This is a genomic window from Gordonia sp. NPDC058843, from assembly GCF_042743165.1.
Taxonomy (GTDB): Bacteria; Actinomycetota; Actinomycetes; order Mycobacteriales; family Mycobacteriaceae; genus Gordonia.
Genome location: NZ_JBHYNC010000055.1, coordinates 14878 through 32468 on the forward strand (window position 1 = coordinate 14878; position 17591 = coordinate 32468).

Annotated in this window: 18 protein-coding genes; 9 read left to right on the plus strand and 9 right to left on the minus strand. The window is 65.6% G+C overall.

The window, feature by feature from the left end:
• Window positions 1-661: 661 nt before the first annotated feature.
• Entirely contained in the window at window positions 662-2170 is a 1509-nt protein-coding gene (gene dnaA / locus ACFW3F_RS23075) for a chromosomal replication initiator protein DnaA (protein WP_388061607.1), read from the minus strand.
• Window positions 2171-2671: 501 nt separating this feature from the next.
• Here dnaA and rpmH point away from each other — a divergent pair.
• From rpmH to ACFW3F_RS23120, 9 genes are all read left to right on the plus strand, one after another.
• Complete coding sequence (gene rpmH, locus ACFW3F_RS23080) at window positions 2672-2815, plus strand: 50S ribosomal protein L34 (RefSeq protein ID WP_388061609.1); 144 nt, start codon at window positions 2672-2674, stop codon at window positions 2813-2815.
• Between the two features lie 46 nt (window positions 2816-2861).
• The gene (gene rnpA, locus ACFW3F_RS23085) at window positions 2862-3290 is read left to right on the plus strand and encodes a ribonuclease P protein component (RefSeq protein ID WP_388061611.1); all 429 of its coding nucleotides are present in this window, start codon (window positions 2862-2864) and stop codon (window positions 3288-3290) included.
• Complete coding sequence (yidD, locus tag ACFW3F_RS23090; RefSeq protein ID WP_388061613.1) at window positions 3290-3769, plus strand: membrane protein insertion efficiency factor YidD; 480 nt, start codon at window positions 3290-3292, stop codon at window positions 3767-3769. Before rnpA ends, yidD begins: the two co-directional genes overlap by 1 nt.
• A gap of 7 nt (window positions 3770-3776) precedes the next feature.
• Window positions 3777-4982, plus strand: a complete 1206-nt coding sequence (gene yidC, locus ACFW3F_RS23095; RefSeq protein WP_388061615.1) for a membrane protein insertase YidC — start codon at window positions 3777-3779, stop codon at window positions 4980-4982.
• Between the two features lie 45 nt (window positions 4983-5027).
• Entirely contained in the window at window positions 5028-5738 is a 711-nt protein-coding gene (locus ACFW3F_RS23100) for a protein jag (RefSeq protein ID WP_388061617.1), read from the plus strand.
• Between the two features lie 940 nt (window positions 5739-6678).
• Complete coding sequence (gene rsmG, locus ACFW3F_RS23105; RefSeq protein ID WP_388061619.1) at window positions 6679-7386, plus strand: 16S rRNA (guanine(527)-N(7))-methyltransferase RsmG; 708 nt, start codon at window positions 6679-6681, stop codon at window positions 7384-7386.
• 169 nt (window positions 7387-7555) lie between these two features.
• The gene (locus ACFW3F_RS23110) at window positions 7556-8506 is read left to right on the plus strand and encodes a ParA family protein (RefSeq protein ID WP_388061621.1); all 951 of its coding nucleotides are present in this window, start codon (window positions 7556-7558) and stop codon (window positions 8504-8506) included.
• Window positions 8507-8570: 64 nt separating this feature from the next.
• On the plus strand, window positions 8571-9626 hold the full coding sequence (locus ACFW3F_RS23115; protein ID WP_388061623.1) for a ParB/RepB/Spo0J family partition protein: 1056 nt from the start codon (window positions 8571-8573) through the stop codon (window positions 9624-9626).
• A gap of 147 nt (window positions 9627-9773) precedes the next feature.
• Window positions 9774-10637 (plus strand): hypothetical protein, encoded by an 864-nt coding sequence (locus ACFW3F_RS23120; protein WP_388061625.1) that lies wholly within the window; start codon window positions 9774-9776, stop codon window positions 10635-10637.
• Here the strand turns inward: ACFW3F_RS23120 and ACFW3F_RS23125 are convergent.
• The 8 genes from ACFW3F_RS23125 to ACFW3F_RS23160 all read right to left on the minus strand — a co-directional run bounded on the left by ACFW3F_RS23125 (window position 10582) and on the right by ACFW3F_RS23160 (window position 17223).
• Window positions 10582-11760, minus strand: a complete 1179-nt coding sequence (locus ACFW3F_RS23125; RefSeq protein ID WP_388061627.1) for an N-acetylmuramoyl-L-alanine amidase — start codon at window positions 11758-11760, stop codon at window positions 10582-10584. The two genes, ACFW3F_RS23120 and ACFW3F_RS23125, sit on opposite strands and share 56 nt — an antisense overlap.
• Before the next feature lie 270 nt (window positions 11761-12030).
• Window positions 12031-12369 carry a thioredoxin gene (gene trxA / locus ACFW3F_RS23130; RefSeq protein ID WP_058252984.1) on the minus strand — a complete coding sequence of 113 codons (339 nt, stop codon included), beginning with the start codon at window positions 12367-12369 and terminating at the stop codon, window positions 12031-12033.
• A 57-nt stretch (window positions 12370-12426) separates the two neighbouring features.
• The gene (gene trxB / locus ACFW3F_RS23135; protein ID WP_388061629.1) at window positions 12427-13443 is read right to left on the minus strand and encodes a thioredoxin-disulfide reductase; all 1017 of its coding nucleotides are present in this window, start codon (window positions 13441-13443) and stop codon (window positions 12427-12429) included.
• 143 nt (window positions 13444-13586) lie between these two features.
• A complete protein-coding gene (locus ACFW3F_RS23140; protein ID WP_388061631.1) occupies window positions 13587-14432 on the minus strand; it encodes a hypothetical protein in 846 nt (281 codons plus the stop codon).
• 171 nt (window positions 14433-14603) lie between these two features.
• A complete protein-coding gene (gene sigM / locus ACFW3F_RS23145) occupies window positions 14604-15170 on the minus strand; it encodes an RNA polymerase sigma factor SigM (RefSeq protein WP_388061633.1) in 567 nt (188 codons plus the stop codon).
• A gap of 98 nt (window positions 15171-15268) precedes the next feature.
• Complete coding sequence (locus tag ACFW3F_RS23150) at window positions 15269-15637, minus strand: thiocyanate hydrolase (protein WP_388061635.1); 369 nt, start codon at window positions 15635-15637, stop codon at window positions 15269-15271.
• 3 nt (window positions 15638-15640) lie between these two features.
• Entirely contained in the window at window positions 15641-16369 is a 729-nt protein-coding gene (scnC, locus tag ACFW3F_RS23155) for a thiocyanate hydrolase subunit gamma (protein WP_388061637.1), read from the minus strand.
• The gene (locus ACFW3F_RS23160; protein WP_388061639.1) at window positions 16366-17223 is read right to left on the minus strand and encodes an SH3-like domain-containing protein; all 858 of its coding nucleotides are present in this window, start codon (window positions 17221-17223) and stop codon (window positions 16366-16368) included. The genes scnC and ACFW3F_RS23160 overlap by 4 nt, the downstream gene beginning before the upstream one ends.
• Between the last annotated feature and the right edge of the window lie 368 nt (window positions 17224-17591).

Below are 17591 nucleotides of genomic sequence, written 5' to 3' on the forward strand. Positions count from 1 at the left end.
TCGTTCCCGCCTGGATCACCGGGTCGGCGCCGCTGTGGGTCGGCCGGCCTGGACTGGGATCCCGCATCCGGGAATCCCACTGTAGAACGCCGCTGCCCGAGCCGGAGTGGTTGGGGGCAACTCCGACCCTCGTCGGAGCGGTGTCCGAGCGGCCGGGTCGGTGAGTGTCTGTGCACAGACCTTCTTACAAAAGAATCTCTTTAGATAGGGATCCATCTCAGTAATAGGAGCTGTGGAAGTTGTGGACAACCATGGCATCGCGCCAGTCCGGGCGGGTGCGGGCGTGTGCATGACCGGTGGAGCAATGTCGAGCGGATCCAGTCGCAGGTGTGGAGTTCTCATGTTGTTCGCGCGGCGTCCACCGTCGGTGCACATGCGGACCCGGGTTATCCCAAGGTTGATCCACAGTTGGTGATCGTTGGTGACCAGGGCCGACGTCGGCCGGATCCGACGGTCGCACGACGCCGAATGGGCCCGGAGAGTCTCGACCCGAGGACCAGACTTCGTATTCCGGGGCGTCGTTGATGCACGCCGCCGACGCGCACGACACACCCTCAGACGACCGCACCCCCGAGCCGTTGCGGGCTCGGGGGTGCAGGGGCTGGAGACGGGGTACAGGACGGACCCAGAGTGGGACCGAGAGTGGGACCGAGAGTGGGACTCAGCCGACGGCACGCTGCTTGATGCGGGCGGTGAGCTCCTGGACGTGGTCGTACACCCGACGACGCTCGGCCATCTCCTTGCGGATCTTGCGTTCGGCGTACATGACCGTCGTGTGGTCGCGATCGAAGGTCTCCCCGATCTTCGGGAGGGAGAGGTCTGTCAGCTCCCGACACAGGTACATCGAGATCTGGCGCGCCTGGGCGATCGACCGTGTCTTGCCGGGACCACGCAGCTCTTCGATCGAGATGTCGAAGTACTCGGCCGTGATGGCGAGGATGCTGGCCGCACTGACCTCGAGCGTGCCCGAGTTGGGCAGGAGGGCCTGCAGGACGACGTCGGCCAGTGACTTGTCGAGTGCGGCGTCGTTGAGCGAGGCGAAGGCCGTCACTCGGATCAGGGCACCTTCGAGCTCACGGATGTTGCGCTCGATCTTCGACGCGATCAGCTCGAGGACGTCGTCGGGGACCGCGATGTTGTCCATCTGCGCCTTCTTGCGCAGGATGGCGATCCTGGTCTCGAGATCGGGTGGCTGAACATCGGTGATCAGCCCCCACTCGAACCGCGTGCGCAGCCGATCTTCCAGCGTGGCAAGTTGTTTCGGCGGCCGGTCGGAGGAGATGACGATCTGCTTGCTCGCATTGTGGAGGGTGTTGAAAGTGTGGAAGAACTCTTCCTGGATACCTTCTTTGCCCACCAGGAACTGGATGTCGTCGACGAGCAGGACGTCGACATCGCGATACCGGCGCTTGAACGCGACCCGGCGATCGTCGCGCAGCGAGTTGATGAAGTCGTTGGTGAATTCCTCGGTGGAGACGTACTTCACCCGCATACCCGGAAAGAGGCGTTGGGCGTAGTGCCCGGCGGCGTGCAGTAGATGCGTCTTACCCAGTCCGGATTCACCCCAGATGAACAACGGGTTGTAGGCGCGTGCCGGCGCCTCGGACACCGCCACTGCCGAGGCATGCGCGAAGCGATTCGACGCGCCGATGACGAAAGTGTCAAAGGTGTACTTGGGGTTGAGGTTTGCGCCGGTTGCCGGTGGCGTCGACGTGGGCCGCTCGGCGAAGTACGACGCCCAGTCGCCGGACGGGCGCGGGGACTCGGCTGCCGGGGACGACGCCAGACCTGCGCCCACGGGGGCAGCGGAGTAGTCGACTGCGGCGGCCGCGCCGGCGATGGGTCGAGTATCAGGGGCCGGCGTCTCGGTCATCGGCTCGTCGTTGCGCGGCGTCGCGATCCGCACGCCGAGGTCGACCGGTTCGTCGAGGTGACGGCTCAGCGCCGAGCGAATGGTCTCTCGGAGATTGCGTTCGATCTGCTCCTGGACCAATGCCGTCGGCACGGTCAGCAGGGCAAAACCCTCGGTGAGGGTGAGGGGTCGAACCAGTGACAGCCACGCCTTCTGCTGGCGTGTCAGTGGTTCGTGGTCGCGTGCGGCGTCGTCGTCGTTGAGTTCGGCGACGACCTGCTGCCACACCTCGCCGAATGTGTCTCGGTCTGAAGTCACGGGGCTGGCCTCCTGATCCGGAAAACTACCAGCGTTGACGTGAGTGGTGGCATCTGCGCCGGAGACCACATCTCTCCACAGGGTTATCCACACCTGTGTACAAAGGTGACGACGAACTGGGGACTTCGGTCTGAGCCAGGTCCTCGAGGAGCTTCCTCGTCGGGACGGGTGGTCGACGCTGTGAGAGAACGTAACAGAGGTCGTAGAGGGTCACAAAGCGATCGGGACGTTTGACTCGATTCTGCTGACAATCTTGCTTTCGTGGCACAGAACACACTGGTGAGGGACGGTGCCGGTGGAGCGAAGTCGCCGTTTGATTTGAACGCTCGGTGTCAGTAGTCTCGACTGGTCATCCAGGTTGCGGATTTGCGCGGCGATCATCCATGTTCGCCGAGTCATCACCGACACCAGCTCGGCACCGTCCTGGATCAACCGACCAACGACAACATGTGGGTCATGCCCGGATAGCCGGCGTGCCCACAGGGAGCACAAGGAGTCACCGTGGCCAAGGGCAAGCGTACTTTCCAGCCGAACAACCGTCGTCGCGCACGCGTGCACGGTTTCCGTCTGCGCATGCGGACCCGCGCCGGGCGTGCCATCGTCAGCGGCCGTCGTACCAAGGGCCGCGCGAAGCTCACCGCCTGATCGTCGGCTCTCACCGGATCCCGTTCGGGATCCGGTCGGCTGTTCGATGACTGCGCCCACTCATCGGATCTCACGGGGATCCGACTTCTCACGCACCCTCAAGTCCGGTGCGCGGGTGAACGGTCGTGACTTCGTCGTCCACCTCGCGATGGTCGGTCGTCAGTGGCCGGATCCCCGCACCCTGCGTCGAGACGTGGCCATGACCGGTGGCCCGTGGCTCGGTCTGGTCGTCAGCAAATCCGTCGGCAATGCGGTGACCCGGCATCTCGTGGCCCGTCGCCTCCGTGCTGCATTCGGTGTCGCGGCCGGCCTTCTCCCGGAAGAGACCTACGTCGTCGTCCGCGCTCGACGCAGTGCGGCGGAACGATCCAGTACGGAGCTCGCCGACCAGCTGAGCGCGGCGTTCACCAGTCGCCGGGCAAGGGAGCTCGCCGAGTCCATCGCGGTCCCGATGGACGGGTCGGGGTCGCTGTGATGCCCGGCGCCGGATTCGACGACACGTCGGCGGACGGCACCGCCGACACCGCGTCGTCGTCCGGCCTGCACGATCATCCGACGGCCGTGGGTTCGGGTTCCACGATCGGACGCGGAGCGCGAGTTCTGCGTTTTCTGCGACTACTCCCCCGCCGCACCGTCATCTTCCTCATCGAGCTGTATCGCACCTGGGTGTCGCCGATGCGGCTGCCGTCGTGCCGGTTCGAACCCACCTGCTCGGGATACGCGGTCGAAGCGCTCGACCGACACGGATTCCTCTACGGTTCGCTGCTCTCGGTCGTCCGGCTCGTGAAGTGCGGACCCTGGCACCGACCCGGCTACGACCCGGTCCCCGAACGCGGCTTCGGCGAACTGATCCTTGACCTGTGGAGCGGTCTCGCCGGGACACATCGACCTCGAAACCATCAGCACACGTCCGGCGAGACGTCGTGCTCTGTCAGTACAACAAGTGAGGGGTAACTGACCCGTGCTCGACTTCATCTATTACCCGGTCTCCGGGATCATGTGGGTCTGGCATTGGCTCTTCAGCCATGTCACACCTGATTCCCCCGGTGGAAACGGGATCGCCTGGGCACTGTCGGTGGTGTTCCTCGTGTTCACCCTGCGTGCCATCCTCTACAAGCCCTTCGTGAAGCAGATCCGTACCACGAAGAAGATGCAGGAGATCAACCCGCAGCTCCAGGCGATTCGCAAGAAGTACGCCAAGGACCGGGTCAAGATGACCGAGGAGATGCAGAAGCTCCAGAAGGAGCACGGGTTCAACCCGATGCTCGGCTGCCTGCCGATGCTGTTGCAGATCCCCGTCTTCATCGGTCTGTTCCACGTCCTACGGTCGTTCAACCGTATGGGTACCGGCTTCGGACAGCTCGGGATGAGTGCCGCGGAGACCCGTGCCCAAGGCAACTATGTGTTCAGCGCCGATCAGGTACAGAACTTCCTGGACGCCCGCCTCTTCGGTGTTCCGCTGTCGTCGTATCTCGTGGAGCCGGCGACCGAGTTCCAGGCGTTCGTCGAGCCCGGCTCCCCCATCGACTTCACACGTCCGCAGATCGCGTTCGTCGTGGTGCCGATGATGATCGTCGCCTCCATCGCGACCCACCTGAACTCCCGGGCGTCGGTCGCCCGTCAGCCGGAGGCGGCGCTGGAGAACCCGCAGACCCGGATGATGAACAATCTGGCGCTGTACATCTTCCCGATCGGCATCCTCATCACCGGTCCGTTCTTCCCCGTCGCCATCCTCCTGTACTGGATGAGCAACAACATCTGGACCTACGGTCAGCAGCACATCGTGTTCGGCCACATCGCCAAGGAAGAAGAAGAGGCCAAGCTCCTCAAGCAGGAGAAGCTGAAGGCGAATGCGCCGAAGCCGGGTGTGCGACCCGACCGCAAGAAGCGGGCGACGAACACCAACGGTGCGGTGTCGGAGCCGGTGTCCCTCTCGAAGGACGATGGATCCGAGGGCAAGGCGGAGACCGATGCGGTCGATCCCGAGCTGTCCACGTCCGACGAGTCCGCGGCAACTGCACCGGACAGCGGAGCGGGCGCCAAGCCCAAGCCGGGCCAGAAGCCTTCCCGGCCCGGAGCGGGCGCCGCACCGGGAAAGAAACAGAACCACAACCGTGGAAGTCGCTCGACGGCCAAACGCGGCAACAAACGCGGCGGCAAACGGTGAGCGCCCCAGACTTGTTCGATGAAGCACAGAAGTTAGGTGAATGAGATGACAGCAGAGACTGCAACTCAAGCCGGTACAGATGCCGAGGCACCGGCCGGGACCCAGACCGAGGATCAGGTCGACACTGCCTCACAGACCGTTGCCGACGACGGTGCCGTGGTGGAGAACGTCGCCACCGGAGCGGACGCCGACGGCGCCGTTGACGAGGCGTCGGAAGAGGCCGACGATCTCGAGGGCTCCGACGATGACGACGTCGATGAGGATGATGAAGACGATGAGGACGATGAAGACGATGAGGATCGTCTGGTCGAAGAAGGCGAGATCGCCGGCGACTACCTCGAGCAGTTGCTCGACGTTCTCGACTTCGACGGTGACATCGACCTCGACGTGGATGGCGACCGTGCGGTCGTCAGCATCGACGGCGGTGACGACCTGACGAAGCTCGTCGGTCGTAAGGGCGAGGTCCTCGACGCGCTCCAGGAACTGACCCGCCTCGCGGTCCAGCAGGCGACCGGTGAGCGCAGTCGCCTGATGCTCGACATCTCCCGCTGGCGAGCTGATCGTCGCGACCGGCTCGCGCGCCTTGGCCGTGAGGTGGCCGAGCGGGTGCTGTCGTCGGGCGAGCGTGAGGCGCTGGATCCGATGACCCCGTTCGAGCGGAAGATCGTGCACGACGCCGTGGCCGTCGTGGATGGCGTTGTCAGTGAGAGCGAGGGCGCCGAGCCCAAGCGCCGCGTGGTCGTGCTCCCCGCATAGTCAGCTCTCCCCTCCCCCGCGGAGGTGATCAGGCCCCGACCGTTTCGGTCGGGGCCTGATCTGTTCCTGCGGCATGTCCGCGAACTCGGTGTGTCTGCGGGTTGCGCCTGCTGTGGGTTGCCCTGCGTGTGCATCGTGACTACTTACATCGTTGTTGTTTCACGTGAAACCGAGTTGTGGACGGGTTGGTCGCAGGTTGCGGTGTCGTCAACGTCCGAGCGTTCCGTGTGGCGGTCGGGACCCACTTCGACGGCGAGACCTTCAGTCGGCTGCGCGGGCTGCCTCGTCGGCCTCCGTGTCGAGGGTCGCGTGTCCTGACCCCGCCGCAGTTCGCGGGCCAGCCCCCGCAGTGGGTCCCGCCTACCCTCGTCTCTGAATCCGGAGTGGATGACGCGTGCACTGTGACTGACACTGCACTGCGATCGAGACTGCCTCGGGGGCCGGTACCCCGCCCTTGTCGGGCGGCTGGAGTACCCGCGGATTGGGCTCGTCCAAGCCGACGTACCTGGATCGCGGCGAATGCGCGATTGTGTCGTGGGGTGGCGATCGTGGTCGCGCGGCGCTGTCTATGACGACGGTTGCTGACTGAGGCCGCGGCGATACTTCGGAGTGCTGCTCGTCCGGGGGCGGGTGAGCGGGTACTACCGACTCAGCCAACTCCCGCATTCGGCAGGGCATGGTCGCGGTGTCGCCCTGGGCGATCGTGTGACATCGAAGTGGCTTGTTCTAGGAGCGGTCGCGATGCTGGAACCGTGGCGGCCACGCACGCTGAGCCCCGCGTGGAGTAGGCGTGCCGAACTGGTGTCGGACCTCGTCGTACGAATGACATCGATGTGTTTCACGTGAAACACCGGCCGCTGGTCGCAATGTGCACCGACCCGAAAGCGCCCCAGGTTTCACGTGAAACACTGTCTAGGAAGTCCACCCGAACGGAGGCGCAGTGCCGTCTGACGCAGAACCCGAGCACGATCATGACCTGGATGCGTTGGCGGTCCCGCCGGCCGCCGCCGCGGACGTCTTCGGAGAACGGCTAAGTCTGGCTGAAGACTACTGGCGCATTCTCGCCACAGACGGGATCGACCACGGTTTGATGGGCCCACGCGAGGTACCTCGACTATGGGACCGGCACATCCTGAATTGCGGGGTGCTTGGTGAACTGATCTCGAACGGCCAGCGCGTCATCGACATCGGTAGTGGCGCGGGACTCCCGGGAGTCCCGCTCGCGGTTGCGCGACCAGACCTGGTGATCACTCTTGTCGAGCCACTGCTCCGGCGAAGCACGTTCCTCGAACGGACGATCTCTGCACTCGCACTCGACAACGTGACCGTAGTCCGTGGGCGAGCCGAGGAGAAGTCTGTCCGCACCGAGGTCGGTCCGGCAGATGTGGTCACTTCTCGTGCAGTCGCACCGTTGGAGAGGTTGGCCAAGTGGTCCGCTCCCCTGGTTCGGCCGGGCGGCCGCATGATTGCAATCAAGGGGTCATCGGCGGCGGAGGAGATCGAGCGAGACCGGGCGGTCGTCGGTCGGTCCGGAATCGCCGAACTGTCGGTGCAGACCTGTGGAGACCGATATCTCGAGACGCCGACGACGGTGATCGTGGGTACGAAGAACGAGCGCGCCCGAAGTGGCCGCTCCGGACGGCGCTGAGGAGGCGATCGAATTGGTGTGGAGTCCACGGAGGGCGCAGAATAGAAAGCGTTCTGTCGGCGCCTCTGAAGGTGCTGCAATCGACGCTTCCGCGGCAGTTGAACCGGTGGCTCCTGCCGCCGGTGTCACTGGAGCGAGTCCTTACGAGGTCGGTCAAAGGAGTCCACGCGTGGTCGATCAAGACCCGAATGTTTCACGTGAAACCCCGGTCGGGGGTCACCCTGTTGACGGGCAACCGTTCGCCGACACCCCAATCGCCATGGCTGCTGAACGCGCAAGCCAGGTCCTGACGCCTGGAGGCGCCGGGCAGCTGCCGAAACCCCCGCAGACGCGGATCATGACTGTCGCCAACCAGAAGGGTGGCGTCGGCAAGACCACCACCACGGTGAACCTGGCGGCAGGGCTGGCTCTGCGTGGGCTACGTGTTCTCGTCATCGACCTCGATCCCCAGGGCAATGCGAGTACCGCGCTCGGCATCGATCATCGTGCGCAAGACATCGCCTCGGTGTACGAGTTGCTGCTCGGTGAGGTGACACTGAAAGAAGCGATTCAGGAATCGCCGAGCCAACAAGGTCTGTTCTGCGTTCCGGCGACACTGGATCTGGCCGGCGCGGAGATCGAACTCGTCTCCCTCGTCGCGCGCGAGAATCGACTCCGCAACGCGCTGGCGGACGATGTGCTCGCTGAGTTCCAGATCGACTACGTGTTCATCGACTGTCCCCCATCGCTGGGCTTGCTGACTGTGAACGCGATGGTGGCAGCTCGCGAGGTCCTGATCCCGATCCAGTGTGAGTACTACGCACTCGAAGGTGTCGGACAGTTGCTGCGCAACATCGAACTCGTGCAGGCACATCTGAATCGCGATCTCCACGTCTCGACGATCCTGTTGACGATGTACGACGGTCGAACCAAACTGGCCGACCAGGTGGCCGAAGAAGTACGACGCCATTTCGGCGATAAGGTGCTGAGCACCATCATCCCGCGCAGCGTCAAGGTCTCCGAGGCCCCCGGATACGGGATGACGATCATCGAGTACGACCCCGGGTCTCGTGGCGCGATGAGTTACCTCGACGCCGCGCGCGAGTTGGCCCTCCGCGCCTCCGAGGGAGCTCCGGCGTGAGGCGGTGCATCATCGATTCACGTGAAGCGCTGACCGAGGATCACCACCGCGAAAGGGACCACCAATGAGTCAACGGGACGCCGCTCAGCGCCGGGGCGGACTGGGCCGCGGGTTGGCCGCGCTGATTCCCACCGGACCGGCCGACGATCAGTCCGACGCACCCCGGCTCGGCAACGCTGCTGCCGACGTCGTCATCGGTAAGGGACCGACAACGTCCGCCGGAAGTGGCGTCCAGCGCGCGTCGACCGGTGCCGCGCCGGAGACGGGTACGCAGACCCTGAGTCCCGAAGAGGCGGGCGCGGTGTATCGCGAGCTGCCACCCAGAGAGATTCAGCCCAATCCAAGTCAGCCCCGGACGGTCTTCGACGACGGCGCGATGGCCGAACTCGTGCACTCGATCCGAGAGTTCGGCCTCATGCAACCGATCGTGGTGCGGCGCCTGAAGGAGCCGACCGCGGACGGGGTCGGATATCAGATCGTCATGGGTGAGCGCCGCTGGCGGGCCAGTCAGGAGGCCGGGCTCGATGCGATCCCCGCGATCGTTCGCGAGACCCCCGACGGTGACATGCTGCGGGATGCGCTACTCGAGAACATCCACCGGGCACAGCTCAACCCCCTCGAAGAAGCGGCGGCGTATCAGCAGCTGCTCGAAGAATTCGGGGTCACACATGAGGAGCTCGCCTCCCGCCTTGGCCGTTCCCGACCGCTGATCAGCAACATGATCCGGCTCCTGAAACTGCCGATTCCGGTGCAGCGTCGCGTGGCTGCTGGTGTCCTGTCCGCCGGTCACGCCCGTGCCCTCCTCTCTCTCGAGACGGGTAGCGACGCCCAGGAGGCACTCGCCGCGCGAATCGTCGCCGAAGGTCTGTCTGTTCGGGCGACGGAGGAAGCGGTCACGCTCGCCAATCGTGGAGACGGACCCGAAGCGAAGTCCCCGAACGCGCCGAAACGACGCCCGATGCAGATGCCGGGTCTGCAAGATCTCGCAGAGAGACTGTCCGACAGTCTGGACACCAGGGTTACAGTCAGTCTAGGAAAAAGAAAAGGCAAGATCGTGGTGGAGTTCGGCTCGGTCGATGATCTTGAACGCATCGTTCAGTTCATCGATCCGAAGAAGTGAATTCGGCGCGAGATTTCCGGTACCACCTAGACGCGGAAGTAATGTCACTGTGACGATAGAGGAAGCCGACGGCCGTATTGTCAGCGAAAGGCGTTGTCAGTCAGAGCCTTTCGTGGTTTCTGGCACGCTCGTCCGGAGTGCGCTGACATGAGTGTGTCCGTTTCTCGGCTGGAGTTGGGATCCTTCGCGTCGCTCCCCCAGCACACCCGCAAATGTGTCTTCTGGGAAGTCGAGCCCGCGAGCGCGACAAGCCCGACCGCAGGAACCAAGTCGCCGAGCTTCGGTGAGTTCGAATCCTATGAGAGTGAGTTCGACAAAGAGGCATGGATCTCCGGCTTGCTCCTCGAGTGGGGGGCGTGCGGTCAGGTCGCGATCGAATCCGGCACGAACAACGTCATCGGCACGGCCTTCTACGCTCCGCCGAACCGCGTCCCTCGGTCGCAGCACTTCCCCACCTCACCGGTCAGTCACGACGCGGTGCTGCTCACCAGCATTCGGACCGAGCCGGGGTACGACGAGGTCGCCACTGTTCTGCTGGACGCCGTGCTGGGAGATCTGATCCGGCGCGGCGTCCGGGCGGTCGAGTCGTTCGGTTTGGTGCGCAACGGGGTCGGGATGGATCCCTCCGCCTTCGGCGGCAGTGCAGGCGGGCCGGCCGATGATCTCGAGTTCTGGTCGGATGAGGCCATCGTCGAAGTCGCGCGTGAGATCCTCGATGATCCTCAGTCTGATCTCTGCACGAACTGTATGAACGACGCCTCGTTCCTGAAAGACTCCGGGTTCGACGTCGTGTCGTCGCACCAACGGTTCCCGCGCTTCCGTCTGGAACTCGACGAAGGTCTCGGCTGGAAGTTCGAGGTCGAGAGTGCTCTGCAGAAACTGGTGGTGATGGCGCAGATGGATCTCGCCGGCCGGCAGCAGACGGCGGTCCCGGTAGGAACCGGGCCGCACCGCCTCAGCGAGAGATGTTCTCCGCTGCCAGCAGATCCGCGAACGTGTAAGTGCCCGTAGGCCGATCGTCCTGATCCAGCAGGTACAGCCGTTTGACGGCAACCACGATGGCATCGGCGATCACGTTGCGCCAGTCCGAATCCGCGAGAACCGCGGCGTCGTCGGGGTTCGTGATGTATCCGACGTCGATGAGGGCCACGGGCATCTTCGTGAGTCGCAGGACATCCCAGGTGCGCTCGTGCGTTCGGCAGTCCGACAACGGTGTGCGCGCGGCGATCTCGCGCTGAATGAAGCCGGCGAGGTTCCGACCGATCGTCGAATACGAGCTACTGCTGCCGAAATAGAACGACGCGACGCCGTTCGCGTGTGAGTTCCGATAATGCCCGCAACGCAGCGAAATCATCAGGTCGGCGTCCATCAGGTTGGCGACCCGAGCGCGTTCATCATCGCCGGGACGTCCACGCCCGTCGTGCGACAGGAAGGTCTGCATTCCCGCGGCAGCCATCCGCCCCTCGAGACGAGCACCCAGATCCCACAGCAGTTCCGACTCACGGTCGGCGACCTCACCCGTCGACAGCGAGTGGAGTCCCCCGGAACCCGGGTCGATGAGGATTCGCTTGCCGGACAACTGCGGGCCGGAGCGACGGACGTGCTCTTCTTCGCGGATGGCGTACGGCGAGCCGCCGGTCACCCGCGTGCCGAGGCGTTCGAGCGAGCGCAGGGTGGCCGGGCCGCAGATCCCGTCAGAGGCGAGACCGTACTCACTCTGGTACAGGCATACCGCGTTGTGCGTGGTCAGACCGAAGATGCCGTCGACCAGCGAGGTGAAATAGCCGAGATTCTGTAGGCGGCTCTGCAGTGTCGCGACGTCGTCACCCACCATGGGCGCCGACAGTTGGTACGAGAGCACCCGTGCCCCGAGACGGTAGGACGCCTCGCGCAGGACGCGGTAGGTCGCGGGACCGACGATGCCGTCGACGATCAGGCCGCGTTCCTGCTGGAACGCGCGGACGGCCCGATCGCAGGCCTCGTCGAACACGGCTTCGGGCGGGTTCCACCCGTTCGTCGCACCACCGTCTGCGGTGCTCGAGGATCCGTCCTCGGGCAGTAGTCCGCGTCCGACCAGGATGGCGCGGATCTCGGCCACCGCCGAGCCGTGATCACCAAGTCGGAACAATGGCATCTCGTCACCCCTCGTACGAATCGCGGCAGGTGCGGCTCTGCGCGATGTGCGATGTACGCCAAGCGGTACACCGGTCAAACGTCAGCCTGCATTCTCGCAGCTGGACTTCACTACACCAAACTGCTCGCGGTCGAATCGCTCCGACCCAGCGCACAGGGGTCTCCGGTCGAGACCACGGCCGACACTACCAACGCAAACAGTCCGCGGGTGGAACGGCAGCGTCGTTCACCCGTCGGACTGTTGCGACGATATGGAGAAAACAGCAGGCTGTCAGGCCGACTGGCCGACGACCGAGTCCAGCTCACGAAGCAGGGCGGCCTTGCCCTTGGCTCCGACGATCGTCTTCACCGGCTGTCCCTTGTCGAACAGGATCATGGTCGGTATCGACATGATCTGGAAGTCGCGCGCGGTCGACGGACTCTCGTCCACGTCGAGCTTGGCGACGGTCAGCTTGTCGCCGTGGTCGCGTGCGATCTCCTCGAGTACCGGGGCGACCATCCGGCAGGGACCGCACCAGGTGGCCCAGAAGTCCACCAGAACCGGCTTGTCGGCGCCCAGAACGGCGTCCTTGAACGTGGTGTCGGTGACGGCAACAGTGTGTGCACCCATGATGTGACCTCCTTGGTCGGACCGGGCGCGACGGCCCGGGTGGTGAGTGGTGACGGCTCAGGCGGGTGCCTGAACAGCGTCGATCTCCGAAACGGTAGCGGCCTCGGCACCGTCGACGGTGAGGTCGGCCGCCTCGCCCTGCTCCGCGAGCCAGCGCTCGGCGTCGATGGCAGCCGAACATCCACTTCCGGCGGCGGTGATGGCCTGCCGGTAGGTGTGGTCGACGAGGTCGCCGGCGGCGAACACGCCGGGAAGAGAGGTGAGCGTGGTGCGTCCCTGAACCACGACATAACCCTCGGAATCGAGGTCGACCTGGCCGCGAACCAGCTCGCTGCGCGGATCGTGGCCGATCGCGACGAACATGCCGGTCACGTCGAGAGTGCTGACCTCACCGGTCCGCGTGTCCTCGACCTTCAGACCCGATACCGAACCGTCGCCGACGACCGACTGTACGGCGGCGTTGGTGACGAATCGGATCTTGTCGTTGGCGCGTGCGCGCTCGAGCATGATCTTCGACGCCCGGAACTCGTTGCGGCGATGGACGAGGGTGACGCTGCGTGCGAACTTCGTGAGGAATGTCGCCTCCTCCATGGCCGAATCGCCACCGCCGATCACCGCGATGTCCTGGTCCTTGAAGAAGAACCCGTCACAGGTGGCACACGCCGACACTCCGCGTCCGAGGAGCTGCTGCTCCCCCTCGACTCCGAGGTAGCGTGCCGCGGCACCCATGGCGAGGATGACCGCGCGGGCCCGGAAGATCTCTCCGCCGACCTCGACCTCCTTGATCCGGCCGGACAGCCGGACGGTGTCGACGTCCTCCATGCGCAGGTCGGCGCCGAAACGGATCGCCTGCTCGCGCATCTCGTCCATCAACGCGGGACCCTGGATACCGGTCTGGAATCCGGGGAAGTTCTCCACCTCGGTGGTCGTCATAAGGGCGCCACCGAATTGGGTGCCCTCGAAGACGATGGGAGATAGCTCGGCGCGCGCGGCGTAGATCGCTGCGGTGTACCCGGCAGGACCAGATCCGATGATGATCAATTCGTGGATCTGCTGGGTCTCTGGCTGGCTCACTTGTCCTCCGTGCTGTGGGTTGAGCGAGACCCGCCCATGTCCAGGCGGGTCACGGCTGCTTCAACACCAGGGTAAGCGGAGATGTTCCCGCGGACGCGACGCGTGCCTCGGCCGGTCGGGGCCTCCGAATACGGACACGCCGGTCACCCGCCGATGATGCCTCGCGAGATCAGTGCCGGGTTCCCCAGGTCACAGTCGAGCCCGACGACGAGAGCGTCGAAACGTCCGGCCACCCCGGTCGACAGCAGGATCGCCGCGGCCCCGGAGCCGTCGACGAGGATGCGACCAGAGCCGACGATCATGACGTCGGCGGACACCAGGTGCGCGGCCGTGCAGCGACGCAGCGCCTCGATCGAGCCGAACGGTGCCCCATCGGTACGGCCGAGAACCGAGAGGGCGGCGACGCCGCCGACGCCGGTCGGACCCGGGGCCGACGACGACTGCGCACGAGGCGCCTGCCCGGGGCCCGCCGTGTCGGAGGCCGAGAGCAGACGCAACACACCGACGGATCCCGCGGCCACGATGAGGACTGCGGCCGCGGCGAGCAGCAGGCGCGTGGTCTGTCGACGGGTGCCGCGCCCACCCGGGTCGGCGGACCTGCGCCCTCGGCGTGCGGTGGTCAGGTCGACCGGTGGTCGTCCCCGGCCCTCGGGAGGGTGTTCGGAAGGGGCCGAGCCGGGATGCGCGATCGACGCGTCGGCGGCATCCGGGTGCTCCCGGCCGAGCGCGGCGAGCGTGGCCGCGACGTCCGCGCGAATGTGATCGGGAGCGGTCACCGGCGACGGCCCGGCGGTACGCAGATCGTCCGACGTGCGATCCAGCGCGGCCAGGATCGTCTGTGCGGCAGGGTCATCGACGATCTGCGAGCGAATGTGCGCGGCCACCGGACCGGGCAGCGCACCGGCGTGCAACTCGGCGAGGATGTCCGCCGAATACGGCGGACCGGGTAGATCACCGGTCTCGTAGTCATCTGGTCCCCGAGGGGTCATGGTGTCAGTCTTCCATTCCGGCGGGTCTCGGGCGTCTGTGGTGGTCGTGGCGGGGTCGGCGTCGAAGTCGGTGAGGAGTGAGCCCGGCTTCGTCGGATACTTGGACGCGCGCCGGCCCGATTCGGTTCCCTGTGATCGCGAACGGTCGGGAGCGCGTGTTCACGCCGGACGTCAATCGCTGCGTAGATGTCCGAGGACCTGGGCGAGCTTGAGACGTCCTCGCGCACAGCGACTCTTGATCGTGCCCTCGGCGACGCCCAGGATCGTCGCCGCCTCGGCGACCGTGTAGCCCTCGATGTCGACGGCGACGATGGCCGCTCGCTGTCCTTCGGGCAGGACGTGCAGGGCTCGCCCGATCGACACCGACAGGTCCACCGCGGCGATGTCGTCGGCGGTGTCGGCGATGGACGCCACATCCCACTCCGGCAGCGGCACCGTCCTGCGCACCTTGTTGCGCCGGATGCGATCGAGGCCGGCGTTCACCACGATCCGGTGCAGCCAGCTGGTCACCTTGGCATCGGACCGGAAATCCCGCGCGGTCCGATGCGCGGCGAACAGCGCGTCCTGCAGGGCGTCGGCGGCGTCCTCCGGATTCTGGCTCGTCCGCAGCGCCACCGACCACAGGTAGTCGAGATGACGGCTGATCAGATCGGAGAACGCATGTGGGTCGCCGGCGAGGTGGGCGCGCAGGAGTTGCTCGTCGGTACGCGTGTCGGTCGCGTCGTTCCCCCCGGGCATGGGCTGAGACTAATGGAGCCGACGCCGGGTCATCCGTTGGAGCGACGCCTGTGCACAGGTGTTGCCGGACGGCGGGATTCCTCCTCAGGCCGGGTCGGTCAGGACTGCAGGCGTGCGCGCACCGCCGCCATCCGCGTCCGCAACTCGCTCTCGTCGATGACGCCGCGATCGAGCAGGGTGTGGGCGAGCGCGACCAGCTGGTTCTCTGGGTAGGGCAGGTCGGCGTAGATCGTCGACGACAACCGATCCTCGTCGTCCCGTCGTTCGACGACGCCGGGGGCAACGGCGGACCCGGTCGTGGAGCCGGCACCCCGGTCGAGCGCGTCGCAGAATCCGTCGAGACTGGTCTTCCATGGCGGAACCGGGTTCTCCACACCGTATTTCGACGCCATGCGGTGCCATACCTGGTTCCGCTCGACGATCTCGTCGAGCGGTCGATGGGATCCGGTGCGTCCGTCGTCGGCCATCGGCTACTCCCCGGCCGGGTGGACGGCCGGCCGGATGGCAGAGATGACGTTGGTGGTGACGCCCGGCCTGGGCAGCGCGACGCCGATGAGGCAGTCGCGGGTGATGATCTCCGACAACTGTTGCTCGGTCCATCCGTCGGTGCCTGCGGGGCGCTGTGGCATCACCATGAACCGGTGCTTCTGATTGGAGTCCTGCACGCGCACAGAGACCCCGTCCGGGAGTTGAAGCCCGAACTCGGACAACACTTGTCGAGGCCACCGCACCATCCGGCGGCGGTAGTTCGGGGTCCGGTACCACTCGGGCGAGTTCCCCAGGATGGGGCGCGGGTAGCACGAGCACAGCGCGCACACGATCACGTGGTGCACGGTGGGGGTGTCGGCCAGGATCTCGAAAGCCGTGAAGTCACTGGGTGTTCCGAAGCCGGTCGGTTCGAGCCAGTCGACGCCGACCTCTTTACTGGCCGCCATCGGGTCGTCGAGTGCCAGCTTCTCGAACTCGGGATCGAGCCAGGCCCGGGCGACGAGCGTCGCCGCGGGCGTCGGCCCGATCTGCTCGGCGAACTCGGTGAAGCGGCGGTGCTCCTCGGCGGTGAAGAGTCCCTTCTCGATGCATAGCTCGCGGAGCGCGATCTCGAGGACCTCGAAGTCGGTGATCTCGTCGACCATCGGTTTGACCGTGCGGTCGTGGTCGTGGTCGTGGTCGTGGTCGTGGGAGGCGTGGTCGTCGCTCATGGGCGGTCGTCCTCACCGCCGGCCGATTCGAGCCAGCGTTCGGGGATCTCGGTCTGCAGGGTGTCGTCGGCCGGCCCGGTATACCCGTGCCACAGGTCGCCCATCGCGAACCGGATCACGTAGAACCACTCGGCCTGCGCGTCGGAGAGCCCCCAGGTCTCGTCCTCGGGCGCGGGGCTCTCGTAGGCCACGGCCGCCACCTCGCCGACCGCACCTCGAACGTATTCCGGTGTCCGCGTGTACAACAGAACGGGAAGCTCGCGAACCCGGACGCGGTCGCCGATCCCGAAGGCGGCGTCGCCCGCCTGTCCGGCATAGATCTGCGGATCGCCGATGCCGATCGCGTGTCGGTGATGGGTGTTCCGGGGAACATCGGTGCCGTCTCCGACGCTGTGGGGCCGCGCCTCGAGACGGCGGCCGTCCAGTCCGTCGGCATAGCGTTGTCGGACCTCGAGCATCCGCTCACTCAGTTCACCGAGCGCGATGTGGTGTTTCTCGACGAGGATTCTGGCCACGGCCAGCAACCAGCGTCCGTAGTAGGGGAATCCGAGGTACACCGCGCGGCCGACGTCGACGTTGCCGATTCGGCGACGTTCCTCGGACAGCCAGATCCCGCGCCAGGCAAGCACTTCACACATGACGTAGGTCATGTGCTCCCACTCCTCGTAGGCTTTGTCCTCGTAGGTGATCGGTGCGTCCGGCTCCCCGCCGACGTCGTGCACGGGCTTCATGTAGGCGACGAAGCGGGCGTGATCGAGGAGGTCGGGCGTCGGCGCATCCGGCAACTCGGGGTACGAGGAGTGAAGCCGCGCAACAAGATCGAGTTGCCTTGCACGTTCTTCGGCAGTGCTCACCGGACACCTCCCGGACCCGACGTCCGACGGTTGAAGCGCAGTTGCAGGGGAATCTACACGCCGGCATCCGGGCGTGCGGCGTTTTCGTCACGCCCGGAGCTTGCGGAAGCACCACCCTGCTGCTCCCTGCGGAGGGGGCGTCGCGAGGGGTCCGGTGACGGGGTTGCGAGTCCCTTCGTGACGCTCGCAAGCTCGCTCCTCAGGGAGCAGGGGGACGCTCGCAAGCTCGCTTCTCAGGGAGCAGGGGGACGCTCGCAAGCTCGCGCCTCAGTACTGCGGCCTGGCGGCCGTCGTGGACCACGAAAGAACACTCGTGAGTGTCCGAAATCCATGCTCCCTGAGGTGCGAGCGAAGCGAGCCACGAAGGG